This is a genomic window from Myxococcus sp. CA005, from assembly GCF_006518205.1.
GTDB lineage: Bacteria > Myxococcota > Myxococcia > Myxococcales > Myxococcaceae > Myxococcus > Myxococcus xanthus.
This window is the reverse complement of sequence record NZ_SRLV01000021.1, coordinates 41895-64563: the sequence shown is the minus strand read 5'-3', so window position 1 is coordinate 64563 and position 22669 is coordinate 41895. Positions and strand designations below refer to the sequence as shown.

Sequence of the window (22669 nt, the reverse complement as noted above, 5' to 3'; positions counted from 1 at the left end):
GCGAGTTCTGTGGAAACGGCGCGTGCTGCCCTGGGGAGACGGCCCGGACCTGTCCCGAGGATTGCACGCAGGGTGACCCAGGGCGTTACTGTTACCGGACGCATTGAGTCCCTGACGGGTCCTCCACGGACGTGCGAGCAACGGGTTTCCGTTGCCCGCGCGCCGTTCCGCCGTGTCAGGTCGTGCGGGGCGTTTTCGCTACATCGCGAAGCAGCCGTAGACCTTCTCGTAGTAGGAGGTCTTCGTGCCGTTGAGGACCGTCTCCGGCGTGCTGCAGCCGCAGAGGAGCTCACCGACCTTGGTGACCTTCGCGGGCTCCGCGTAGTACGTGATGACGTAGTCCCGGCCGGTGATGTCACGACAGGGGATCGCCTGGGCCTCCGTTTCGAGCCCGGCGGCGGCCTCCTCTTCGATGCCGCCACAGCCCGTCATCAGCCCTACTGCCAGCAGTCCCACCATGATGCCCGTACGCATGAATTCTCCTTTTGTGAGAAGGTGATGCGTTCTCAGGATAGCCAGAGAACGCGTCAATGGCACCTGGGGGCTGCGGACTGTCGGGATGCGAACGGGCCCATTCGGTCTGTCGGCGAGGCGCCCGCGCGGGAAGAGCGCCGCTCCGTGGCGGATGCCCTTCATTGTGAGGTCCTCGGGCTATGTCTGGATGGTGTTCATGACATTGATGGGCGATGGGAGATTGAAGAGCACTGTCTCCGGCACGTGATTGCTGTCTGGGTTCAGCGCCAGGTAGCGGGCAATGTCTCGGGCCTGCCGCATTTGGATTGCGTCGCCGACGGCGCGGATGTCCTGGAAGAGTTTTCCACCACCGCGCGCAGCTTGCTGTCATTGAACAGGTATGAGTCCTGGAGGACGTCGAGCGCGGATGTTCATGTCGCGCAAGTCCGGATAGTTCCTCGTCTGCGAAGGCATGCAGGCGATGACGTCGGCGGGACTCCATTTGCTGGATGGTTTTCCCGCGGGCGGGGCGTACATGCGCGTGGAGGCGTTGGGGGCGAACGCCGCATGGTTGTACGCCTCCTCATTTACGACCGTGTGCTGGACGGAGAACTGCCACACGAACATGGTCATGAGCTCCGTCAACTGCGGCCTCGTCTTCACGCTCGTGGGGAAGCGCTGCGCGCGCGACGCCGTCGAGGTAGTTGAATGCGGGAATGAGCTTGTCGAAGAAGCGTTGGAGTTGCCCCCGGCGTGTCTCTCCGCCTCACAGGAAGCTGCGCAGTAATCTCTCGAACTCACTGTCTCGCTCGCGTTGACAGGTTCCGGGCCCGTGATTGCTCGGCGCCTGTGACAGATGGTTGAGGGGGCTGGCTTCGGCCAGTAGTCCTCCTGGGCTGGCGGATGTCACTGCCAAAATGCGCCAACCGCCTCCCTGCCTGATGGGCAGCAATTCGGCGATTGTCAACCATGCATTGCGATTGCACTGGGAGATGGGTTGCGTCGCGGTGGAAGCCCTTATCAACCCGGGCGCAGAGAGTGACTGAGGTGCTCAGGCAAAATCTGGGGTGGTTACTTTGGAGAAATGCGCTGTAGCAGTTCCACGGCAGTTGCCTGTGGGAGCGGTTCCGCTTGCTCGACAGAGTACCCACTCGGCTGCGGCGAAAAGATCGTGCTCGCAGCCTGAGCTAGAATTGCGTCTTTGACTCGTTCGTTTGCCGCAGACGCCGCGAATACGCCGAACGTGCTAAGCGCAACTGATCTGTGTCTGTTGACAATGTAGTTGTGCCGACTTGTTCTGTAGTTCCGAGCGCAGAGCGAGAGCGCGTAGAATGCGACCGACAAAACGAGGAATCTGGGGGCGTATGCAAATATCGTCAGAGGCATTGAGCCTTGTACGAGGGCCGCAGGAGTGTTTACGCTGGCGAACCATGCGATCGCTGCGATAATTGTTGCTGTGGCCGTGACGCCAATGAGCCACTTGGCTGCAGAGTCTTTGTGCTCAACTGCTTCGTTGGCGAAGTGCTCTGACTGCCGGGCAATGACCGTATCTATGGAGAGCTTCTTGAGGTCGTCGGCAAGTTGTTCACATTCGACTCGCGTCTTCTTGACGGCTACCAGTTCGTTTTCGAGTTTTGACTGGGTGCTCTCGATGTTGGGGGATCTTTGCATTTCGAGGGCGATTATCGGGGCGGCGACTCTGTAGAGGGTGTTGTACTGGTTGCTTATTTCTTGGCTGTATGACTCTGGCGGGGTGGTGTTGGTTGGTGTCCTTCTGCTGCTGGGGGTTGTTAGGGTGGTGATTGCGCTGTGAGTGCGACTTCTTAGCTCCTTGCTGGTTTTTGAGGGCGTGTTGCTGATGTCTATCGAGGCGATGAGCTTGAGGAGGGAGATGAGGTTCGTTAGATCTGTTGTGGGGTTGTGATCGGGATCTGGTGTGCCGTCTTGTGTGATGGTATTTTGAATTTTCTCCATGTTGAGGTTGGAGATTTTTGACTCAAGGTGTTCGCGATAGTCGTTGTTGGGGCTGGCTTGGTTGGTTGGCATGCGAGGAGCGTATCGCATGCTGATTTTGGATAGCGAATGGGGGGCGATGAATCGCGCCGCGACGCCCTCGTTCTCCAAGAGTTGCGCTGTGTGCTAGTGAATGGGCCAACCCATGGTTCCCGTGCTGTTGTGCCTCGGGTGGCTGCTCTCCTGGCTGGTGGCTTTCGCCAGAGACTCCTCGAGCTGTTTGGCCTTCCGCTCCATTGAGATGCAGGGCCGACGATGAGGATGGGGCACCCGAGACTGGTGCGCTTCGGAGGCGATTGAATCCTCAGAGGCGACGCGTCAGCGAGTCCTGGATGCTGCTGCATGGGCCGGCCGCCGGTTAGATGTGCGACTCGGCGTGGAGGGGGCACTTCCAGTGGAGGCTGTGCCGGAGGTGTCGGTGCGCTCGTGGTTCGCCAAGCGCGCGCCCGCCAAGCGGGGGGCCATCCGTTCTCCCTCGGAAGAATCCTGAGAGATACCGTACCCGGCAGTACGTCAGTCTTTCCGGAGCCGGAACTCCAACCGGGAAAGCAACTTGGGCAGTGACCCCGACAGGAATCGAACCTGTGGCCTGCGGTTTAGGAAACCGCCGCTCTATCCAACTGAGCTACGGGGTCGTGCTCTCAAGTCACTGCGCTTTCTGGAGGAAGTCCGCCAGAAAGGTCCAGCCATGCTCCCCCAAGCCGGGGCGCGTGCACAACGACGTGCCTTATAGCAGGCGGCCCGGCGCGCGCAACGCGCCAGCATCACCGTTTCCAGCCTTCCGCTCCCTAGGGGCCCTGCCGGGCGCCCTCAGCGTGACGCGGGAACGTCCCGGAACCGGACCATGCGACCCCGCTTTCCGTCCCAGACGTTGAGTCGCAGACAGGCCAGCACGTCCCTGGGGTGCAGGGTGGTGGTGCGCGGGTTCTGCAGTTCGGGGATGGCGGCCATGGCCTCCGGCAGCCGGTAGAAGGGGATGCGCGGGTTGAGGTGGTGGACGTGGTGGTAGCCGATGTTGCCGGTGAACCACGCCATGACGGGGCCGCAGGCCAGGTAGCTCGACGCCTCCAGGGCCGCGCTCGCGTGCGTCCAGTCCGGGTCCTCGCGCAGCGCGACGTCCGGGAAGTTGTGCTGGGAGAAGAAGAGGTACGCCCCCAGCGCGTAGCCGAGGGACAGCGGCAGCACCATCGCCGTGAGGTACACGCCCAGGCCCCCGAAGTGGAACACCGCCGCGCTGATGGTCACGTGGAGGAGCACGGCGAAGCCCGCGCTCCAGTAGCGCAGCGGGTGCTTCACGAAAGGCACGATGCACAGCCCACCCAGGAACGCGAGCGGGTACGCGAAGATCATCACAAGCGGATGCCGCTCCACCACGTAGGCCAGCCGCTCCAGCGCCGTGGCCTCTCGCCACTGCTGCGCCGTCCACGTGGTGAACGTCCCTGACGCGGAGGCAGCCAGCCGCGCCGTGTTCGCATGGTGGTGGTTGTGCGACTCGGTCCAGACGCGCGGCGGCGTGAGCAGCAGCACCGCGTGGGTGTGGAACAGGGCTTTGGCGATCCGCGAGCCCGACAGCAGTGAACCGTGCAAGTAGTCGTGGACCAGGATGAAGGAGCGGATCAGCGCCAGCGCTTGCACCACGCTGCCCACGATGCGCAGGGGCCACCAGGAGGGAAGGGCGGCGAGCGCGATGGCGCCCAGCAGGGCCGCGAAGGTGGTGCCTACTTCCCACCAGCTCCGCCGCGTGTCCTGCGCAGCGAAGGGCCGCGTGCGGGCGATGAGGTTCCGCTCGGCGTCTCGGGAGAGTGAGGTGAAGGCGCTGCTGCGGGTCGCGGAGTCCATTCGGAAGTCCAGGGCTGGCACGGCGGCGGCTGCCGCCGATTCGAGTCCCTGGAACCATGCCCACCCACTGTCATGCGACCGTCATGGGCAGTGCTATTGGCAGACACCACTCACGGATGCTGCGATGCGTTGGATGTCGCGCTGCCCCGTCTGGCCCATGGGGCCCGACGGGGCACGGCTCCTCGTTACGAGCGATGCTTGTTGGCCCGGAACTCGCTGGCCCACTGCTCGACGATGGATGCCACCTGCTCGCGCTCGGAGCGCTGCGCGGTCGGAATCACCGAAGCCTGGGCCAACTGCAGAATCGGCGCGCTGTCGCCACTGGGCGTCGGGACCACGGGGCTGGCGCCCTTCTTGCGGACCCAGACGCGAGGCCCCTCGCTGGGACGCACGGGCTCCGGGGTGACGGCGGTCTCCGGTGCCTCCGAAGACTCGCGGCGCTTCCGGCCCAGGATGACGTCCGGAATGCTGTTCGGCGCGGCGTCTTCCGTCCACGCGTGGTGCAGGCGGCCGGACGCCACCATGAGGCGCCGCTTCTGGTAGTGGGCCGCGCAGTAGCCCAGGCTGCGCACCGGCCGCTTACAGCCGATGACGGCGCAGGCTCGGGCTTCCGGGGCGACTTCTTCCTCGGTGGCGTCGTCGGGCCCCGTATCCAGGGTCGCGAGCGACGACGCCAGGGCGTCCAGGGCCGCGTTCGGCAGCTCACGCCGCGGCTGGCGCCGGAGGCCGCTGGGGGACAGGCTCTCCGCGATGCGCAGAAGCGTGTCCGTCAGCGGCGACAGTTGCCCGGCGAGTTCCTCGGCCAGCACGGTGCGGAACGCGCGTTCCAGCGGCGGCAAGGATGACGCGGGAACGCGAGTGATTCGCGTGGATTGATGAGAGGGGGCGGAACGAAGGCTACGGGGTCTTGGCATGTCGATGAGTGCCTGTGGTCGCTGCCGGTTGCTTCAGGGGACCGTGGAGCGGACGGCCGTTGCGTTAGCACACCTGTGGCCGACCGCCCAGGACAGCCTGTCAAAGGGCTCGTGAGTGGATGTTTCGCGGCGATAACCCAAGCGGTGCGTCCCCATGTCAACACGGCCCGCGTCCATTCAATCCCGAGCCGCGCCCGCCCCCCCAAAAAAAGGTATGTCGGAGTCCTACCTGTCGAGTCATCGGCATGACTTCCAGGGAACACGCTTCTTCCTCGGCTGAAGCAGGCTGCTGCGGCAGGATGCGCGTGTCGTGCAACTTCACTGAGAGGAATTGCCCGTGCGAAACATCTCGACTGTCGCGGTGTCGGTGGTTGCGCACCTACTGCCCCTGACGTGACGTCTCAGCGCTCCACGCTGGAGGCACCCGGCGTAGATGCGCTTTCCGACTGGCGGCATCGCGATTCGGCCGCGCGAGCGTTCGCGGCCTCGTAGCCGCGACCCACGGCTTCGAGCAGCGCCGCCGCGCGAGCGTAGTGTCCGGCGGCCTGTCCCTTGGGCAGCAACTGTTCGTCCGCGTGCGCGGCGGCGAGCAGGAAGGGCAGGGCGCGGTCCTCCTGCCCCGCTTCCATCCAGTGGTGGGCCAGGATGATGGCGGGCGCGCCATCCCGTTCGAAGACGCGTGCAAGCCGGCCGTGCAGGAAGCGGGCGGCGGAGTCGGACACGCTGGCGTGGACCGCTTCCAGCACCAGGTCGTGGGTGAAGCGCTCCGCTACGAGGATCTGCGCGGACTCCAGCTCGGACAGCGCCGCGTGCAGCTCCGCCACGCTGACCTGGAGCGCCTCGGGCGCCAATGCGGCTCGGAAGTGGAGGTCCGCTCGCGCCGCCAACTGCGCCGTGAGCCGGGCCAGGGGTGTGAGGCGCTCCAGACGGCGTTGGATGAGCGGCCCCACTCGCCCCGGAGGTGGGAGCCGGCGCGGCCAGTCCCGGTGGAGAGCGTCCGTTTCGATGAGGTGCTTCAGCGTCTCCACGATGTACAGCGGGTTGCCCCCCGTGTAGCGCGTCAGCGCCTCGGCGTGAGGTTCTGCGCCCGGAAGCTCCAGGCCCGCGAGCAGTTGCCGGACCTCTTCGAGCGCGAGCGGCCCCACCTCGATGACACGCGCGAGCCCCGTGTCCACGAGTTTGCGCACGTTGGCTTCGGAGTAGGGCGGGAGCTCTCCCTTGCGGAAGCAGTCGATGAAGGCGGGCGCGCGGGCCGGCGCTTCGTACTTCCGCTCCATCATCCGGGCCAGCGAGTACATGAACAGCTTCGCGCTGGCCTGGTCCCAGTATTGGACGTCGTCGACGACGATGACCTGGTCACCCTCGTGCAGCAGGGCCATCGCCTCCGCGTGGGCCTCGTAGAAGCGCAGCTCGTCGGCCTCGGAGGCGAGCGGTGGCAGGGCGGTCCCATTGCCCAGCTCTGGCACGATGCGCGACAGCTCCGTCCGGACCCAGTCCGGCATCACGATGCCGGGCCGCCGGGCCAGGTGGGCTCGGACCGCGCGTGTCTGGGAGGCATAGGGCACCTCCTGGTCACCCGGGCGTGCTTCGAGCCGGAACCACGTCCCCACGGACGCGGCGAACTCCTCGGCGAGCCGTGTCTTTCCGCTGCCCGCGTCTCCCGCCACGAAGAGCAACTGCCCCGCCTCCAGGCCTTCCTGGAGCTGGCGCAGGGCGTGCTGCCTGCCCGCGAGGACGGGCGGGCGCATCACGCTCATGGGCAGCGGTGCTCGGGTGGGCTGGGGGGAGGCGGTCCACGCCGCATCCTTTTCGATGGTGCGCACCAGGGTGAGCGTCTCCGGCATGGGAGCGACGCCCAGGTCGTGTGACAGCGTGCTGCGCAGCCGCTCGAAGGCCGCGAGCGCCGCGCCCCGGTCACCCCGGAGGTAGTGCAGGCGGATGAGGTGGCGGCCGGCCTGTTCGGACTCCGGCTCCTGCTGCACCCAGGCCTGGGCCAGGGCCAGCGCGGTGGGCCAGTCCCGCGCGTCCATGCGGCGTTGGACTTCGGCCTCCCGGGCGTTGCGCACCCATCCCTCCACGGCGGCACGGGCTCCATCCAGCCACCGCGACAGCTCGTCGCAGTCGTCGAAGCTCACTCCCGTCAACAGGCCGACGCCGGTGCCCTGCAGCAGCGCTTGGAGGACATCGGGGGACAGGGGCTTTCCCGCGGCGCATTTCAGCCTCGCGAGGTCCAGCGTGACGTCTGGTGACAGGCCCAGTCGTTGGGAGTCCCCGTCCACCAGGTCCGTGCCGCCGCAGCTCAGCCGGAGCCGGCGCAGCAGTTGGCGCATGTTGTTGCGCACGGCGGCGGGCGGTGAGTCCGGCCACAGCAGGTGGGACACGGCGGCCTTCGACGCGGGGCCCTCCATGCCCAGGTAGGCCAGGAGGGTGGCGGCTCGGCGGTCCATCCTCACGCGCTGCCCGTCGGGACCTTCCAGGTGGGCATGGCCCAGGACCCGAGCGCTCCAGCCCCGCATCTTCACCTGCGCCACTCCGTCATGCGACTCCGCTTCCGGCCAGTTCGACCCCATATCGAACATACGGAACGGTGCCGGAAACGGGTCTTCGGATAAATGGTTTTATTTGAATTAACAGCGAGGGCCCAAGCCGTCTCGGGGCTTGGAACGCGGGAGTCTGGCCGGTACAACGCGCCCCTGGGCCCGCGGGCATGTCGTCCTGGCCCCGGCTGTCATGATCGCGAACCTCCACAACGCCGACATCCCCCAGCCCGTGCTGGACGTCATCGCGCGGCTGCGCGACCTGGGCCACGCCGTCTACCTGGTGGGGGGCTGCGTCCGGGACATGGTGCGCCTGGTCCACCCCAAGGACTTCGACGTAGCGACCAGCGCGCTGCCGCAAGAAGTCCAGGGCGCCTTCCGCAAGGTCATCCCCACGGGCATCCAGCACGGCACCGTCACCGTCCTCCAGAATGGCACGCACGTGGAGGTGACGACGTTCCGCTCGGAGGGGGATTACCTCGACGGCCGCCGGCCCAGCTCGGTGGCCTTCGAGCGCGACATCGTCAAGGACCTGTCCCGGCGCGACTTCACCATCAACGCGATGGCCTACAACCCGCTGGACCGCGAGCTGGTGGACCCGTTCGGCGGACAATCGGACCTCCGGTCGCAGCTCATCCGCTGCGTGGGCTCCGCGCAGGAGCGCTTCTCCGAGGACGGCCTGCGCCCCTTGCGCGCCGTGCGCTTCGCCGCGGTGCTCGGCTTCGCGCTCGATTCCGCCACCCGCGCCGCCATTCCCGCCACGCTCGGCGTCTTCCGCAAGGTCGCGCTGGAGCGGGTGCGTGAGGAACTGGTGAAGCTGCTCCTGTCACCCCGGGCGGAGAGCGGTCTGCTGTTGCTCGCGGACACCGGGCTTCTGGACGTGTTCCTTCCGGAGCTGGCGCGCGCGGAAGCCTCGGCCGCCGCGTCCGTCCGGGCCGCGGTGCAGGCCTCGCCGCTGGAGGTGGAGGTCCGTGTCGCGGTGCTGCTGGCCGATTTGGTGGACCGAGCCCAGGCGCGCGACATCGGCCTGCGGCTGAAGTTCCCCAACAAGGTGGCGGACCTGGTGGCGCTGCTCGTCGAACACGCGAAGGCGGAGACTCGTGTGGGGGAGCCGGACGCCGCGCTTCGCCGGCTCCTGGCTCGCCTGGGGCCGCCGCAGCTTCCGCTGTGGGCAGCGGTCGTTCGCGCCCGGGTCGGAGTCCGCCAGCCGGACGCGCTCCCAGCGGTGGAGGCGCTCATTGCCCGCGTGGAGGCGCTCGCCGCCGCGAAGCCGCCGTTGACGGCGAAGGACCTGTCGCTGACAGGAGGCGACATCATGGCCGCCCTGGGCGTGGGGCCTTCTCCCATCGTGGGCGAGGCCACCCGCTTCCTCGTCGAGTCCGTCCTGGATGATCCGAGCCTGAACACGGCCGACGCCCTGCGGCAGCGGTTGCAGGCGTGGCAGGCGCAGGTTGCTCGCTGAGCCGGCGGGCTGCACGGAGTGACGGGGAGCGGGAAAGGGCGCCCTTCGCGTCCTCCCCGCGTGCGCCCGGACGCGCGGGCGTGTAGGAAGGAGCACCATGCGAGTCGTCGTTGCGATGAGCGGCGGGGTGGATTCCTCGGCCGCGGCTGCCCTGCTCAAGGAGCAGGGCCACGAGGTCATCGGTATCACCCTGCGCGTCTGGTCCTACGAGGGCAAGGCGACGTGTGGGAGTTGCTGCAGCCCGGATGACATCGATGACGCGCGGGCCGTGGCCCAGACGCTGGGGATTCCCTTCTACGTGGCCAACGCGGAGGAGATCTTCCAGGACCGGGTCATCAACCCCTTCGTCCAGTCATACCTGGGCGGGCGCACGCCCATCCCCTGCGTCGCCTGCAACCGGGACGTGAAGTTCAACTTCCTCCTCAAGCGCGCCCGAGCGCTCGGCGCCCGGCTGGCCACGGGCCACTACGCCCGCGTGGAGGAGGTGGACGGCCGCTTCGTCCTGCGTCGCGCCGTCGATGCCGCCAAGGACCAGAGCTACTTTCTCTTCACGCTCGGCCAGGACGAGCTGCGCGATATCCTCTTCCCCGTGGGCGGCATGACAAAGGCGGAGGTCCGCGCCGTCGCGGAGCGGCACGGCCTGGTCACCAGCCAGAAGCCGGAGAGCATGGAGATCTGCTTCGTGCCGGACGGCGACTACGCGGGCTTCGTGGAGAAGGTCGCCGGGCCGCAGCCGGCCGGGGACATCGTGGACACCGAGGGCAACGTGCTCGGCACCCACCAGGGCATCCACCGCTACACCGTGGGCCAGCGCAAGGGGCTCAACCTGGGGGGCGGCGAGATTCGCTATGTCCACCGGCTGGAGCCGGAGACGCAGCGCGTGGTGGTGGGCCCCGCCGAGGGCACCGGCCGCGACAACTTCGGTCTGCTCCAACCCCACTGGGTGGACGGGCCGCCTCCGGCCAGTCAGCCGGTGGAGGTCCGCATCCGGCACCGCCACTCGGGCGCGCAGGGGCGGGTGCATGTCTCGCCGCACGGGCTCGTCTCCGTGAAGCTGGACGCGCCCGCGCGCGCCGTCACCCCCGGGCAGGCCGCGGTGGTCTACGATCAGGACCGCGTGCTCGGCGGCGGTTGGATTGTCTGACCCGCGTTGCCTCGGAGGGTGCAGCACATGGCGCAGCGCCTCGTGGGATGTCTGATCGCGGTCGTCACCGTCTTCGCGGCCGCTGGCTGCAAGGAGCGCTCGGACAAACCCGTCGCGGGGCTGCTCGCCGCCGGTGCGCCGGTGCTGCGCGCGGAAGGCAAGCAGTGGCGGCCCATCGCCGTCGGCTCGCAGTTGCTGGGGCATGACGAGCTGAAGGCCACCGGCCCCGCGGTGCTGGAGTTCTTCGGTGGTGGCCTGCGCTTCCTGGAGAAGGGCGACACGCTGGAGGTGGGCGAAGCGGACGAGGCGAAGCTCCATGGCGTCAACCTGCCGTCCCGCCACATTGTCGAGGGCAAGCTCCAGGAGGCGCCGCGCCCGCTGCGCATCATCGCCGCGCGCTACACCCAGGTGCAGGTGACGCCCGCGAGTGCCCAGCAGGAAGACCCGTACAGCTCCAACGGCTACTTCGTCGCCTTCTTCACGCCCAACGGGCTGTCGCCCAACAAGACCTCTGACGAACCGTCGCGGGATGGCCCTCGCAAGCCGTTGCCGCCTCCGCCACACCGCCCCCGCGTGCCCCACATCCACGCAGGCAACCTGGGCGAGGGCGGTCTGGTGGCCACCGTGGAGGATGGCTTCATCGTGGCGGAGACGGACGACCTGGCCACCGCCGTGCTGCTGGAAGGGGGCGATGTGCCGCTGGGCCGCACGGTACGACTGATGGTGCCCGCCGGCACGGAGGTGGTCCTGCGCACGCAGCAGGGACGCAAGATTGAAGTCGAAGGGCCCGCGGACGTCCGGTTGCGGTGAGGGGACGGGGAGGGTGGTTTGTCCTTTGGGGGCCCGCTTCGGTAGAGTCCTCGGTCGCCCAGCGGGAGGTGTGCATGACGCGCAGTGAGCTCATCGAGCGCATCGTGGAGCGTGCCACGCATGTTCCACGGCGTGAGGTGGAAGCCATCGTCCACGCCGTCTTCGAGGAAATGTCCCAGGCCCTGATCGCCGGACGGCGAATCGAGCTGCGGGGCTTCGGCGTCTTCTGCGTCCGCACGCGCCGGGCTCGCACGGGCCGTAACCCCAAGACGGGCCAGCGCGTGTCGGTGCCCGCGCGGCGCACGTTGTCCTTCGCCGCCGGAAAGGACCTGCGCGAGCGGCTCAATGCCCCACCCGCCATGGCGGCTTCCCCCGTTCCGGACACCCCACCCGGGGAGGCGCTGTCGCCGCTGCCGCTCGCCGCGGGGGCTTCGTTCTCCGTGCCCGTCACGGGTTGACGGTGAGGCTTGGAGTCGTTCCGCGAATTTGACCGGCTCAGGGGTGGGGCGTACTTTGCCCTCCATGCCGTCGCTACAGGCCGCAACACGGATTTCGTGTGGCCGTTGCGACCGCGCCCGAGGACTTTCAAGCCATGCGTGATGCTCACCGGATGAAGGAGAAGTTCGACGTCTCTCTGGACAACCGGCAGATCGTCAGCCTGCTCATCGCCGGCATTGTCGTGATGGGCGCGGTCTTCGTGCTGGGGGTCGTCGTCGGCAAGAAGCTCGCGGGCAACGCGGATGCCGTGGCCGCGCCGGACCTGCTCTCCGCGTTGGATGCCAACGCGCAGGCGCTCCAGAATGTGCAGCAGGAGCAGCCGCTCACCTTCCCGGACGAACTGACCCGCAAGGCCGCTGCCGAGCCGGTGGCCCCGCCGCAGCCCAAGCCCGTTGTCGCCAAGGCTCCGCCGCCGACGGAGAAGCCCGCCGCCGCGAAGCCGCCCGAGCCGAAGCCGGCCGCCGCGCAGCGCGCCGCGCTGGCGCCCACGCCGGACCCGGACACGGGGGAGCTGCCGCCGGAGGAGCCCAAGGCCGAGCCGGAGCGCGTCGTGGTCGCCGAGGCCCCCACCGCTCCGACTCCCGCGAAGGCCGTGCCGGTGTCGGGCAAGGTGGAGGCGTCCGCCGTCCCCACGCGCACCACCACCACGGAGGGTGGCGGCCTGAAGGAGGCCATTGCCCGCGCCACCCAGCAGCCGGCGCAGCCCGCCTCGCCGCCCGCGCAGGCCGTGAAGGGTGGGGCCTTCACGCTCCAGCTCTCGGCGTTCCAGGACAAGCAGGAGGCCGACCGCTTCGCCGCTCGGTTGCGTGATCGGGGCTATGCCCCCTATATCCTGACGGCCGAAGTGGCCGGTAAGGGCACGTGGTACCGCGTCCGCATGGGAAGCTTCGCCTCCCGGGATGCGGCCACCCGGTATCTGTCAGACTTCAAGCGTGAGACTTCGCTCGACGCATTCGTGGCCGGCACGAACTAGAGCGGGACGAGGAAGACGGGAAGCGCCATGACGACGACGAAGCGGGTGGAGAAGCCCTGGGGATACGAACTCATCTGGGCTCACACCGAACGCTACGTGGGCAAGCTGTTGCACGTGAAGCAGGGCCACAAGCTCAGCCTGCAGTTCCACAACCGCAAGGATGAGACCATCCACGTGCAGAGCGGCAAGCTGCTCTTCGTCGTCGACGAGGGCCAGGGGCTCATCGAGAAGGAGATGAACCCCGGTGAGAGCTACCACATCAAGCCGCTCACCAAGCACCGCATGGTGGCGCTGACCGACTGTGACATCCTCGAGGTCAGCACCCCGGAGCTGGACGACGTGGTCCGGCTCGAGGACGCCTACGGGCGCACCGGCACCAGCAACCCGTAGCCGTTGTCCACCGCGGCGGCCCGCCTATTCGCGGGCCGCGTTGTTCGGGTTGCGGGTCCACTTGTCCACCGTGCCGTCCCCGTCCAGGTCCTCGCCGATGCGATCCACCTGGCCACCTTCCCAGTACTCCCAGTAGTCGATGCGGCCCGTCCCGCGCGTGTCGCGCTCCTTGCGCACCAGCTTGCCGCCTTCGTAGTACGTGAAGCTGTCCGGGCGGCCATCACCGTTGGTGTCGCGCTCGCGGCGCGTGTTGACGCCCTTCTCATGGAAGTAGGTGGCGTCCACGCGTCCGTCGAAGTCCAGGTCCAGTGACTCACGCGCCTTGTCGCCGTTGGCGTCGAAGTAGCGCGTCAGGTCCACGCGGCCGTCCCAGTTCAGGTCCAGCTCCTGGCGCACCTTCCGCCCGTCCACCGTGTAGGTCCACACGTCCGGGCGGCCGTCGCCGTTGGCGTCCTGCTGCGTGACTTCCTCGTTGGCCCCGCGTTCCGGGCGGATGGCCTCCCCGGCCTGCCGGCCCCTCGCGGTGCCCGCGCCATCCTGCTCCGCCGACTTGCTACTGGCGCAGCCTGCCAGGGCCCCCGAGGTCATGAGGCCTAGGAAAATCAACTGCTTGTAGCGTGGCATCGAGAACTCCCAGGGTCTGGGGGCCGCTTGGCGACGTCATTCGCACGAGATGCTTTCGCGCGACACGTCATTTCATATATTTTCACATATCGCCATGGCCCGAAAGAAAGTCAGCACCACCATCTACATCACCCCGGAGCAGAACGAGCTCCTCAAGGCGCTGAACCAGAAGACGAAGGTGCCCGTGGCCGAGTACATCCGCCAGGGCATCGACCTGGTCCTGGAGAAGTACAAGGCGCAGTTGCCGGGGCAGTCGACGTTCGACGAGCTGTGAGAGAGAGGCGTGACGTGAAGAGCATGCGTGGGAAGCGGGTAGCGGTCCTGGGCGGCGCCGGCTTCGTCGGGTCGCACCTGTGTGAGCGTCTTCTGGATGACGGCGCGGCGGCGGTCATCGCCGTGGACAACCTCATCACTGGCAACGAAGAGAACCTGCGCACGCTGAACGGGCGGCCGGGCTTCTCCTTCGTCAAGGCGGACATCACCGAGCGCATCCCGGTGGAAGGGCCGCTGGACTACGTCTTCAACATGGCCTCGCCGGCCTCGCCCATCGACTACGCGCAGCTCCCGCTGGAGACGCTGCGTGTGGGCTCCATTGGCACGGAGAACGGGCTGAAGCTGGCGGAGGCGAACAAGGCGGTGTTCCTGATGGCCTCCACGTCGGAGGTATACGGGGATCCGCTGGTGCATCCGCAGCGCGAGGACTACTGGGGCAACGTGAATCCCATTGGCCCCCGGTCCGTCTACGACGAGGCCAAGCGCTATTCGGAGGCCATCACCGCGGCCTACGGGCGCACCAAGGGCGTGCAGGTCCGCATCGTCCGCATCTTCAACACCTACGGTCCGCGCATGCGCCTCAATGACGGCCGCGTGGTGCCGGCCTTCGTGGGCCAGGCGCTCAAGGGCGAGGACTTCACCGTCTTCGGGGACGGCAGCCAGACGCGCTCGTTCTGTTACGTGAAGGACTTGGTGGACGGGCTGGTCCGGCTGATGCTGTCGGATGAGTCGAACCCGGTGAACATCGGCAACCCCCGGGAGATGACCATCCGTCAGTTCGCGGAGGCCGTGCGCGCGGCGGCGGGTGGGGGTGGGAGCATCATCGAGAAGCCGCTGCCCAAGGATGATCCGAAGCAGCGTCAGCCGGACATCACCCGGGCTCGGACGCTGCTGGGCTGGGAGCCGAAGGTTCCGCTGGAAGAGGGTCTTCGGGAGACCATTGCGTGGTTCCGAGAGGTTGCCGGCACGAAGCCCCCGGCATAGTTTGCCGGCGCGAAGATCCTGCATGGCCTGCAGGCGGGAGGTTGCGTGAAGGTCCTGGTGACAGGTGGCGCGGGCTTCATTGGCTCGCATGTGTGCGATGAGTTCCTGCGCGGTGGTCACGACGTCATCGCGTTGGATGACCTGTCCGGCGGCAAGCGGGAGAACCTGGACCCGCGTGTGCGCCTGGCGGTCCACGACATCCGCAGCCGCGAGGCGTCGGAGCTCATCAAGTCCGAGAAGCCCGACGTGCTCTGCCACCTGGCGGCGCAGATGGACGTGCGCCGCAGCGTGGACGACCCGAGCTTCGACGCGGACGTGAACATCCGCGGCATGCTCAACCTGCTGGAGGCCGCCCGCGTCTCCGGGGTGAAGAAGGTCATCTTCAGCTCCACCGGCGGCGCCATCTACGGCGAGCAGGACGTGTTCCCCGCGCCGGAGAGTCACCCCACGCGGCCCATTTCTCCGTACGGTGTCTCCAAGGCGTCCGGTGAGCTGTACCTGGGCTACTACCGGGCGCAGTACGGCCTGCCCTACGTGGCCCTCCGCTACGCCAACGTCTACGGCCCGCGGCAGAACCCGCACGGTGAGGCGGGTGTGGTGGCCATCTTCAGCCAGCGGCTGATCGCCGGTCAGGGCTGCACCATCTTCGGCGAGGGCAAGCAGACCCGCGACTTCGTCTTTGGTCCGGACGTGGCGCGCGCCAACCGGCTCGCCTTCGAGAACGACTACGTGGGCGCCATCAACATCGGCACGGGCGTGGAGACGGACATCAACCGCCTCTACGCGCTGCTGGCCGAGGCGGCGGGCTCCAGCGTCTCCGTCGCCCACGCGCCCGGCAAGCCGGGGGAGCAGATGCGCTCCTGCGTGGACAACGCGCTGGCCAGGAAGGTGCTTGGCTGGGAGCCGAGCGTCGACGTGCGCGAGGGCCTGCGCCGCACGCTTGAGTACTTCCGTCAGAAGGCCGGCGCGCCCGCTCGCGCGCACGGCTGAGCGGCGTCCAGCGCCCCCGCTGGCGGTCGAGGCGGGGGAGGGCGGTACCCCTTCCCACGGACGTACCCGGGCCGGCCCTGAGGGCCGGGGACCGGGCGTGCCGGGAGGGGCTCAGGGCCTGTCCCAGGGGAGTTCGCCCGGGATGGGCGCTGATGAATTGGGAACAAACAAGCTCTCCCGGTGGGTTGCTCATCGGGCGTACGCGTGCGCGTAGATTTTCGCGCGATTCCCTGTTACGCACGCCCGCTTCTTCCGACGAGCGCCCTGAACATGCCGGCTGAAAACGCGCATATCCGCAACTTCTGCATCATCGCCCATATCGACCATGGAAAGTCGACGCTGGCGGATCGTCTCCTCGACAAGACGGGGACTCTGACCAAGCGCGAGGCGCAAGCCCAGTTCCTCGACAACATGGCCATCGAGCGCGAACGGGGCATCACCATCAAGGCCCAGTCCGTGCGGATGAACTACACCGCGAAGGACGGCAAGCAGTACGTCCTCAACCTCATCGACACGCCGGGACACGTCGACTTCGCCTACGAGGTCAGCCGCAGCCTGGCCGCGTGCGAAGGCGCGCTCCTGGTCGTGGATGCGACGCAGGGCGTGGAGGCCCAGACGCTGTCCAACGTCTACATGGCGTTGGACCACAACCTGGAAATCATCCCGGTCATCAACAAGATCGACCTGCCGAGCGCGGACGTGGATCGCACGCGCGCGGAGATTGAAGACGTCATCGGCATCGATGCGTCCGTCGCCGTGCCGTGCTCCGCCAAGGAGGGCATCGGCATCCAGGACATCCTGGAGTCCGTCGTGCAGAACGTGCCGCCTCCGAGCGGCTCCGCGGACGCGCCGCTCAAGGCGCTGATCTTCGACTCCTGGTACGACAACTACCGGGGCGTGGTGACGCTGGTGCGCGTGCTGGAAGGCACGCTCAAGCTGAAGCAGAAGATCAAGCTGTTCAGCAACAACAAGGTCTTCGAGGTCCAGGAGCTGGGCGTGTTCAGCCCGTTCTCCCGCCCGGTGCCGCAGCTCATCGCGGGCGAGGTGGGCGTGCTCGTGGCCAACGTGAAGGAGCTGCAGGACGCCAAGGTCGGTGACACCGTCACCGAAGAGTCGCGTCCCACGGCCGAGCCGTTCCCGGGCTTCCAGGAAGTGAAGCCCATGGTGTTCTCCGGCATCTTCCCGGTGGACTCCGCGGACTACGAGAACCTGCGCGACGCGTTGGCGAAGCTGGTGCTCAACGACTCGGCGTTCACCTATGAGCCGGAGTCGTCCACCGCGCTGGGCTTCGGCTTCCGCTGCGGCTACCTGGGCCTGCTGCACATGGAGATCGTTCAGGAGCGCCTGGAGCGCGAGTACAACCTGAACCTCATCACCACCGCGCCCAGCGTGGTGTACCGCATCACCACCAGCAAGGGTGAAACGCTGCTGGTGGACAACCCGGCCAAGCTGCCGCCGGTTCAGCACATCGAGAAGTTCGAGGAGCCCATCCTCACCTGCCACATCCACGTCCCCAACGACCACCTGGGCGCCATCCTCAAGCTGTGCCAGGAGCGCCGCGGTGTGCAGAAGGACATGAAGTACCTGGGCAGCAGCGGCCAGCGCGTGCAGGTCACCTACGAGATGCCGCTGGCGGAGGTCGTGTTCGACTTCTTCGACAAGCTCAAGAGCGTCTCGCGCGGCTACGCCAGCCTCGACTACGAGCTGGCGGGCTACATCGAGTCCGACCTGGCCCGGCTGGACATCCTCATCAACGGGGACCCGGTGGACGCCCTCAGCGTCATCGTGCACCGCGAGCGCGCCTACCTGCGCGGCCGCGAGGTGTGCCAGAAGCTGAAGGAGGTCATCCCGAAGCAGATGTACGAGGTCGCCATCCAGGCGGCGATTGGCGCGAAGATCATCTCGCGTGAGACCATCTCCGCCATCCGGAAGAACGTGCTCGCCAAGTGCTACGGTGGTGACATCAGCCGCAAGCGCAAGCTCCTGGAGAAGCAAAAGGAGGGCAAGAAGCGCATGAAGCAGGTCGGAACGGTGGAGATTCCGCAGGAAGCCTTCCTCGCGGTCCTCAAGTCGGAGCAGTAGCCCATGAACGCGGCCATGCCTTCCGCCACCCCTCCCGCGAAGCTCTCCGAGGCGATGGCGGCCCGCCGCACGCCGGAGATGCTTCGCGCCCGCAATGTGCTGGTGTGGCGCGAGCGCCTCACCAGCCTCTGGGCTCCGTTGATCATCCTGGCGCTGCTGTACGTGCCGTACACGGTGATCATCGAGTACTCGCGCGCGTCCGCCGTGTGGGCCCAGCCGGTGATGAAGGGGCTGGGGCTGCTGCTGGTCCTCTACTTCGTGGCCCTGCTGGTGTGGCGCAACGTCTCCCCCAAGGAGAAGGCGCTGCGCGGCGTGCGCCATGATGCGAACGAGCTGCTGGAGGAGAACGAGCGCATCCTCCGCAAGCCCGGCGTGAGCGCGAAGGTGGCGGGGCCGGTGCTGGACCGCATCGCCGAGCAGGCGCTGCGCGTGGAGCAGGCCTCCGCCGCGGGTGACGCGGAGCAACTGCGCACCGAGGTGAAGGGCCTGGAGGCGTTGACCGCGCAGCATCTGGGCGCGTTCCGCAAGCAGTCCGCCATGGACTTCCTGGGCGGGTTCGGCAAGGCGCTGCTGGTGGCGCTGGTGTTCCGCACCTTCATCGTGGAGCCGTACCGAATCCCCTCCGGCTCCATGCTCCCCACGCTGGAGATTGGCGACCAGGTCTTCGTCAACAAGTTCATCTACGGCGTGCGCGTCCCGTTCCTCAACTTCGTGCCGTTCGTCATCGTCCGGCCGCCGGAGCGTGGAGACGTCATCGTCTTCAACAACCCGGTGAACGAGTCGGTGGACTACATCAAGCGCGTGGTCGGCGTGCCGGGCGACGTGGTGGAATTCATCAACGGCGTCGTCCACATCAACGGCCAGCCGCAGAAGCGCGAGCTCGTCTCCAACGAGTTCACCGTCCACAACATCACCGACGACGGGCGCTGGTACGACCAGCAGGAGACCCTCTACGAGGAGAACCTGTCCGGCGTGGCGCACGCCGCGTTGCAGACGCTGCCGCGCATGCCGCGCCGGGAAGGCCCCTACGAGGTTCCTCCGGGCCACGTCTTCGCCGTGGGTGACAACCGGGACAACAGCGCGGACAGCCGCCACGGCCTGGGAGTCACGGGGTACGGCAAGGCGGAGTACGTCCCCTACGGCCACATCAAGGGCAAGGCCATGGTGGTGTGGCTGTCGCTGGGCTATCACGGGCTGCTGCACGGCCTGTTCGGTGGCACCGGCCTCCGCGTGGATCGGTTCTTCGAACCGGTCCGTTGAGGCGTTCGCTGAAAGCAGGCAGGCCGCCGCGCCGCGCACGACGCTTGACGTGCCGCACGCCCCGGGGTACGCGGCGCCCCCGGCCATGAGACACCTGCTTGGAATCGAAGGCTGGCGCCGGGACGAGCTGGAGTCACTGCTCGACCGGGCGAAGGCACACCTCCCCGGCGGTCCCGACACCACCCACCTGCTTCGCGGCAAGGTGGTGGCGAATCTCTTCTTCGAGGACTCCACCCGGACCCGAACGTCGTTCCACATGGCAGCGAAGGGTCTGGGGGCCAGTGTGCTCAACTGGACTCACACCGGCTCCTCGGTGTCCAAGGGTGAGACGCTGCTGGACACCGCCCGCAACATCGAAGCGACGGGGCCGGTGGCCATCGTCATGCGTCATCGCTCGTCTGGAGCGCCGCACCTGGTGGCGAAGCACGTGAAGTGCGCCGTCATCAACGCGGGTGATGGCACGCACGAGCACCCCTCCCAGGCGCTGCTGGACGCCTTCACGCTGCGCCAGCGCTGGGGCTCGCTGGACGGGCGCACGGTGCTCATCGTGGGCGACGTGCTGCACAGCCGCGTGGCCCGCTCCAACCTGCACTGCCTCAAGGCGCTGGGCGCCCAGGTGGTGATGTGTGGCCCGCCCACGCTGCTTCCGCCGGGGCTGGAGTCGCTGGGCGCGGAGGTGACGCACAACCTGGATGCTGCGCTCCCTCGCGCGGACGCGGTGATGTGCCTGCGCGTCCAACTGGAGCGGCAGGAGCAGGCGTTCCTGCCGTCCACGCGTGAATATGCACGGCTGTTCGGCCTCAACGCGGCCCGCGAAGAGCGGATGAAGGCGGGCGCGGTGGTGATGCATCCGGGCCCCATCAACCGGGGCGTGGAGCTGGCGCCGGCGGTGGCGGATGGCGCCCGCAGCGTCATCCTCGAGCAGGTGTCCAACGGCGTCGCCGTGCGGCGGGCCATCCTGGAGGTGTGTACGGCATGAGCTCCACGGTGCTCTTCAGGCGGGGGCGTGTCATCGACCCTCGCAACGGGGTGGACGGCGTCCGCGACGTGCTGGTCCGCGACGGCAAGGTGGTGGAGGTGTCGGTGACCCTGCTGCCAGTGCCCTCCAGCGCCGAGGTGGTGGATGCCACCGGCAAGTGGGTGCTGCCGGGCTTCATCGACCTGCACGTCCACCTGCGCGAGCCGGGCGAGGAGGGCAAGGAGACGGTCCTCACCGGCTGCCGCGCCGCCGTGGCGGGTGGTTTCACCGCCGTGGTGGCCATGCCCAACACCAAGGTGGTCAACGACAACGCCATGGTGACGGAGCTGGTGCTGAACCGCGCCCGCGCCGCGGGCCTGTGTCATGTCTATCCCGCCGGGGCCATCACCAAGGGCCTCAAGGGCGAGGAGCTGGCGGAGATGGGCGAGCTGGTGTCCGCCGGCTGCGTGGCCATCACCGATGACGGCCGCCCGGTGATGAACGCGTCGCTGATGCGGCGCACGCTCCAATACGCCACCCAGTTCGACGTGCCCGTCATGGTCCACGAGGAGGACCTGACGCTGTCCGCGGGCGGGGCCATGCATGAAGGCACCACGTCCACGCGGCTGGGCCTGCGCGGCATCCCCGCTTCCGCGGAGGTGGCCATGGTGGCGCGAGACCTGGTGCTGCTGGAGGAGACGAAGGGCCGGCTGCACGTGGCGCACGTGTCCTGCGAGGGCAGCGTGCGGCTCATCCGCGAGGCCAAGCGCAGCGGTCTGCGCGTCACCTGCGAGGTGGCGCCACACCACTTCATCCTGGATGACCGCGCGGTGGGGGACTATGACACCCACGCGAAGATGGCCCCGCCGCTGCGCGCGGACACCGATGTGCAGGCCCTGCGCGAGGCGCTGGTGGACGGGACGGTGGACGCCATCGCCACGGACCATGCGCCGCACGGGGTGTTGGACAAGCAGGTGGAGTTCGAGAAGGGCATCAACGGCATCGTGGGGCTGGAGACGGCCCTGGGGCTGACGCTGGAGCTGGTGCATGCGGGCGTGCTCACCGCGAACCGCGCGGTGGAGCTGCTGACGCACGGGCCCGCGAAGGCGTTCGGCCTGCCGGGCGGTCACCTGGCGCCTGGGGCGCCAGCGGACGTCACGGTGGTGGATCCGGACGCGGAGTGGACGGTGGACGCCCACCAGTTCCATTCCCGCAGCCGGAATACACCGTTCCATGGCCGGAAGCAGAAGGGTCGCGTTATCCAGACGTGGGTCGCGGGCCACAAGGTGTTCGACAAGGGCCAGGTCGGCCAGAGCAAGGAGTCGCGGTGATGACGAAGCGGGCAGTGCTCGCCCTGGCGGATGGCACCACGTTCGAAGGCCGTGCGTTTGGCGCGGTGGGCGAAACGGTGGGTGAAGTGGTGTTCAACACGACCATGTACGGTTACCAGGAGGTCCTCACGGACCCCTCGTACGTGGGCCAGATTGTCACCATGTCGTACCCGGAGATTGGCAACGTCGGCGCCAACCCGGAGGACGAGGAGGGCTCCCGGGTGCACGCGGTGGGCATGGTGGTGCGCGCCCTCAGCGAGCAGCCGTCCAACTGGCGCGCGAAGGAGTCGCTGGACGCGTACCTGAAGCGCAACGGCGTCGCCGGCATCGAGGGCATCGACACCCGCCGCCTGGTGCGCCACCTGCGCACGCATGGCGCGCAGATGGGCGTCATCTCCAGCGAGGGCCTGTCCCCCCTGGCCCTGGTGGAGCGTGCCCGCTCCGCGCGCGGCATGGAGGGCCTGGACCTGGCCACGGGCGTGTCCACGAAGGAGGCCTACACCTTCACCCAGCCCTCGCCGGACGTCTTCACCGGCTTGGGAGAGGTGCGGGTGCCGGCCGAGCCCCGCTTCGACGTGGTGGCCTATGACTACGGTCTGAAGAAGTCGATGCTGCACTTCCTGGTGGATGTGGGCTGCCGCGTGACGGTGGTGCCGGCCAACACCTCGGCGGAAGAGGTGCTGGCGCGCAAGCCGAACGGCGTCTTCCTGGCCAACGGCCCTGGAGATCCGGCGGCGGTGAAGGGCGCGGACCGCACCGTGGCGGCGCTGCTGGGCAAGGTGCCGGTGTTCGGCATCTGCCTGGGGCATCAAATCATGGCGCTGGCCCTGGGCGGCCGGACGTACAAGATGAAGTTTGGCCACCGGGGCGGAAACCAGCCGGTGAAGGACCTCACGACGGGCAAGGTGGAAATCACCGCGCAGAACCACGGCTTCGCCGTGGATGACGCCAGCCTCAAGGGCCTGGCCGTCGTAACGCACATCAACCTCAACGACGGCACGGTGGAGGGCCTGGCCGTCCCGGACGCGCGGGCCTTCAGCGTGCAGTACCACCCCGAGGCCTCGCCCGGCCCCCATGACGCGCGCTATCTCTTCGACAGGTTCGCGAAGCTGATGGCGGGGTAGGATGGCGCCA

21 protein-coding genes and 1 tRNA gene are annotated in these 22669 nt (G+C 67.7%); 14 read left to right on the top strand and 8 right to left on the bottom strand.

Annotated features, from left to right (window positions below):
- Nucleotides 1-198: 198 nt before the first annotated feature.
- The 7 genes from FMQ63_RS12000 to FMQ63_RS11970 all read right to left on the bottom strand — a co-directional run bounded on the left by FMQ63_RS12000 (nucleotide 199) and on the right by FMQ63_RS11970 (nucleotide 7798).
- Nucleotides 199-474 (bottom strand): hypothetical protein, encoded by a 276-nt coding sequence (locus FMQ63_RS12000; protein WP_020478315.1) that lies wholly within the window; start codon nucleotides 472-474, stop codon nucleotides 199-201.
- A gap of 177 nt (nucleotides 475-651) precedes the next feature.
- On the bottom strand, nucleotides 652-774 hold the full coding sequence (locus FMQ63_RS38360) for a hypothetical protein (RefSeq protein ID WP_011553522.1): 123 nt from the start codon (nucleotides 772-774) through the stop codon (nucleotides 652-654).
- Between the two features lie 750 nt (nucleotides 775-1524).
- On the bottom strand, nucleotides 1525-2499 hold the full coding sequence (locus FMQ63_RS37380; RefSeq protein ID WP_167545715.1) for a hypothetical protein: 975 nt from the start codon (nucleotides 2497-2499) through the stop codon (nucleotides 1525-1527).
- Between the two features lie 528 nt (nucleotides 2500-3027).
- Nucleotides 3028-3101: transfer RNA gene (locus tag FMQ63_RS11985), tRNA-Arg, on the bottom strand.
- A gap of 175 nt (nucleotides 3102-3276) precedes the next feature.
- The gene (locus FMQ63_RS11980) at nucleotides 3277-4305 is read right to left on the bottom strand and encodes a fatty acid desaturase (RefSeq protein ID WP_011553525.1); all 1029 of its coding nucleotides are present in this window, start codon (nucleotides 4303-4305) and stop codon (nucleotides 3277-3279) included.
- A 185-nt stretch (nucleotides 4306-4490) separates the two neighbouring features.
- The gene (locus FMQ63_RS11975; RefSeq protein WP_011553526.1) at nucleotides 4491-5144 is read right to left on the bottom strand and encodes a hypothetical protein; all 654 of its coding nucleotides are present in this window, start codon (nucleotides 5142-5144) and stop codon (nucleotides 4491-4493) included.
- 476 nt (nucleotides 5145-5620) lie between these two features.
- Nucleotides 5621-7798 (bottom strand): AAA family ATPase, encoded by a 2178-nt coding sequence (locus tag FMQ63_RS11970; RefSeq protein ID WP_011553527.1) that lies wholly within the window; start codon nucleotides 7796-7798, stop codon nucleotides 5621-5623.
- A 151-nt stretch (nucleotides 7799-7949) separates the two neighbouring features.
- Between FMQ63_RS11970 and FMQ63_RS11965 the strand changes: the two genes are divergently transcribed.
- The 6 genes from FMQ63_RS11965 to FMQ63_RS11940 all read left to right on the top strand — a co-directional run bounded on the left by FMQ63_RS11965 (nucleotide 7950) and on the right by FMQ63_RS11940 (nucleotide 13033).
- Nucleotides 7950-9218 (top strand): CCA tRNA nucleotidyltransferase, encoded by a 1269-nt coding sequence (locus tag FMQ63_RS11965; protein WP_011553528.1) that lies wholly within the window; start codon nucleotides 7950-7952, stop codon nucleotides 9216-9218.
- A 97-nt stretch (nucleotides 9219-9315) separates the two neighbouring features.
- A complete protein-coding gene (gene mnmA, locus FMQ63_RS11960; protein WP_011553529.1) occupies nucleotides 9316-10362 on the top strand; it encodes a tRNA 2-thiouridine(34) synthase MnmA in 1047 nt (348 codons plus the stop codon).
- Nucleotides 10363-10389: 27 nt separating this feature from the next.
- On the top strand, nucleotides 10390-11172 hold the full coding sequence (locus FMQ63_RS11955; protein WP_171452204.1) for a hypothetical protein: 783 nt from the start codon (nucleotides 10390-10392) through the stop codon (nucleotides 11170-11172).
- A 74-nt stretch (nucleotides 11173-11246) separates the two neighbouring features.
- The gene (locus FMQ63_RS11950; RefSeq protein ID WP_011553531.1) at nucleotides 11247-11630 is read left to right on the top strand and encodes an HU family DNA-binding protein; all 384 of its coding nucleotides are present in this window, start codon (nucleotides 11247-11249) and stop codon (nucleotides 11628-11630) included.
- A 134-nt stretch (nucleotides 11631-11764) separates the two neighbouring features.
- On the top strand, nucleotides 11765-12643 hold the full coding sequence (locus tag FMQ63_RS11945) for an SPOR domain-containing protein (protein ID WP_171452203.1): 879 nt from the start codon (nucleotides 11765-11767) through the stop codon (nucleotides 12641-12643).
- 27 nt (nucleotides 12644-12670) lie between these two features.
- Nucleotides 12671-13033: a cupin domain-containing protein gene (locus FMQ63_RS11940; protein ID WP_011553533.1), complete on the top strand. Its 363-nt coding sequence runs from the start codon at nucleotides 12671-12673 to the stop codon at nucleotides 13031-13033.
- A 24-nt stretch (nucleotides 13034-13057) separates the two neighbouring features.
- On the opposite strand, the gene FMQ63_RS11935 is transcribed toward FMQ63_RS11940, so the two are convergent.
- Nucleotides 13058-13657, bottom strand: a complete 600-nt coding sequence (locus FMQ63_RS11935; protein ID WP_011553534.1) for a hypothetical protein — start codon at nucleotides 13655-13657, stop codon at nucleotides 13058-13060.
- Nucleotides 13658-13751: 94 nt separating this feature from the next.
- Between FMQ63_RS11935 and FMQ63_RS11930 the strand changes: the two genes are divergently transcribed.
- The 8 genes from FMQ63_RS11930 (at nucleotide 13752) to carA (ending at nucleotide 22659) form a co-directional block, all read left to right on the top strand.
- Entirely contained in the window at nucleotides 13752-13931 is a 180-nt protein-coding gene (locus tag FMQ63_RS11930) for a ribbon-helix-helix domain-containing protein (RefSeq protein ID WP_002640579.1), read from the top strand.
- A gap of 23 nt (nucleotides 13932-13954) precedes the next feature.
- Nucleotides 13955-14914: a UDP-glucuronic acid decarboxylase family protein gene (locus FMQ63_RS11925; protein WP_011553536.1), complete on the top strand. Its 960-nt coding sequence runs from the start codon at nucleotides 13955-13957 to the stop codon at nucleotides 14912-14914.
- Nucleotides 14915-14959: 45 nt separating this feature from the next.
- Nucleotides 14960-15904 carry an NAD-dependent epimerase/dehydratase family protein gene (locus FMQ63_RS11920; protein WP_011553537.1) on the top strand — a complete coding sequence of 315 codons (945 nt, stop codon included), beginning with the start codon at nucleotides 14960-14962 and terminating at the stop codon, nucleotides 15902-15904.
- A gap of 270 nt (nucleotides 15905-16174) precedes the next feature.
- The gene (gene lepA / locus FMQ63_RS11915; protein WP_011553538.1) at nucleotides 16175-17986 is read left to right on the top strand and encodes a translation elongation factor 4; all 1812 of its coding nucleotides are present in this window, start codon (nucleotides 16175-16177) and stop codon (nucleotides 17984-17986) included.
- A gap of 3 nt (nucleotides 17987-17989) precedes the next feature.
- Nucleotides 17990-19246: a signal peptidase I gene (gene lepB, locus FMQ63_RS11910; protein WP_011553539.1), complete on the top strand. Its 1257-nt coding sequence runs from the start codon at nucleotides 17990-17992 to the stop codon at nucleotides 19244-19246.
- Between the two features lie 85 nt (nucleotides 19247-19331).
- Nucleotides 19332-20225: an aspartate carbamoyltransferase catalytic subunit gene (locus FMQ63_RS11905; RefSeq protein ID WP_011553540.1), complete on the top strand. Its 894-nt coding sequence runs from the start codon at nucleotides 19332-19334 to the stop codon at nucleotides 20223-20225.
- Nucleotides 20222-21535, top strand: coding sequence for a dihydroorotase (locus tag FMQ63_RS11900; RefSeq protein WP_011553541.1), 1314 nt, complete (start codon nucleotides 20222-20224; stop codon nucleotides 21533-21535). Before FMQ63_RS11905 ends, FMQ63_RS11900 begins: the two co-directional genes overlap by 4 nt.
- A complete protein-coding gene (gene carA, locus FMQ63_RS11895; protein WP_011553542.1) occupies nucleotides 21535-22659 on the top strand; it encodes a glutamine-hydrolyzing carbamoyl-phosphate synthase small subunit in 1125 nt (374 codons plus the stop codon). The genes FMQ63_RS11900 and carA overlap by 1 nt, the downstream gene beginning before the upstream one ends.
- The last annotated feature ends 10 nt before the right edge of the window (nucleotides 22660-22669 follow it).

Coding starts and splice junctions, on each gene's coding strand:
- FMQ63_RS11980 (WP_011553525.1), bottom strand. CDS start 4,305: ATGGACTCCGCGACCCGCAGCAGCGCCTTCACCTCACTCTCCCGAGAC.
- FMQ63_RS37380 (WP_167545715.1), bottom strand. CDS start 2,499: ATGCCAACCAACCAAGCCAGCCCCAACAACGACTATCGCGAACACCTT.
- FMQ63_RS11925 (WP_011553536.1), top strand. CDS start 13,955: ATGCGTGGGAAGCGGGTAGCGGTCCTGGGCGGCGCCGGCTTCGTCGGG.
- carA (WP_011553542.1), top strand. CDS start 21,535: ATGACGAAGCGGGCAGTGCTCGCCCTGGCGGATGGCACCACGTTCGAA.
- FMQ63_RS11940 (WP_011553533.1), top strand. CDS start 12,671: ATGACGACGACGAAGCGGGTGGAGAAGCCCTGGGGATACGAACTCATC.
- lepB (WP_011553539.1), top strand. CDS start 17,990: ATGAACGCGGCCATGCCTTCCGCCACCCCTCCCGCGAAGCTCTCCGAG.
- FMQ63_RS11945 (WP_171452203.1), top strand. CDS start 11,765: ATGCGTGATGCTCACCGGATGAAGGAGAAGTTCGACGTCTCTCTGGAC.
- FMQ63_RS11965 (WP_011553528.1), top strand. CDS start 7,950: ATGATCGCGAACCTCCACAACGCCGACATCCCCCAGCCCGTGCTGGAC.
- FMQ63_RS11905 (WP_011553540.1), top strand. CDS start 19,332: ATGAGACACCTGCTTGGAATCGAAGGCTGGCGCCGGGACGAGCTGGAG.
- mnmA (WP_011553529.1), top strand. CDS start 9,316: ATGCGAGTCGTCGTTGCGATGAGCGGCGGGGTGGATTCCTCGGCCGCG.
- lepA (WP_011553538.1), top strand. CDS start 16,175: ATGCCGGCTGAAAACGCGCATATCCGCAACTTCTGCATCATCGCCCAT.
- FMQ63_RS11970 (WP_011553527.1), bottom strand. CDS start 7,798: ATGTTCGATATGGGGTCGAACTGGCCGGAAGCGGAGTCGCATGACGGA.
- FMQ63_RS12000 (WP_020478315.1), bottom strand. CDS start 474: ATGCGTACGGGCATCATGGTGGGACTGCTGGCAGTAGGGCTGATGACG.
- FMQ63_RS11950 (WP_011553531.1), top strand. CDS start 11,247: ATGACGCGCAGTGAGCTCATCGAGCGCATCGTGGAGCGTGCCACGCAT.
- FMQ63_RS11930 (WP_002640579.1), top strand. CDS start 13,752: ATGGCCCGAAAGAAAGTCAGCACCACCATCTACATCACCCCGGAGCAG.
- FMQ63_RS11900 (WP_011553541.1), top strand. CDS start 20,222: ATGAGCTCCACGGTGCTCTTCAGGCGGGGGCGTGTCATCGACCCTCGC.
- FMQ63_RS11955 (WP_171452204.1), top strand. CDS start 10,390: ATGGCGCAGCGCCTCGTGGGATGTCTGATCGCGGTCGTCACCGTCTTC.
- FMQ63_RS38360 (WP_011553522.1), bottom strand. CDS start 774: ATGCGGCAGGCCCGAGACATTGCCCGCTACCTGGCGCTGAACCCAGAC.
- FMQ63_RS11935 (WP_011553534.1), bottom strand. CDS start 13,657: ATGCCACGCTACAAGCAGTTGATTTTCCTAGGCCTCATGACCTCGGGG.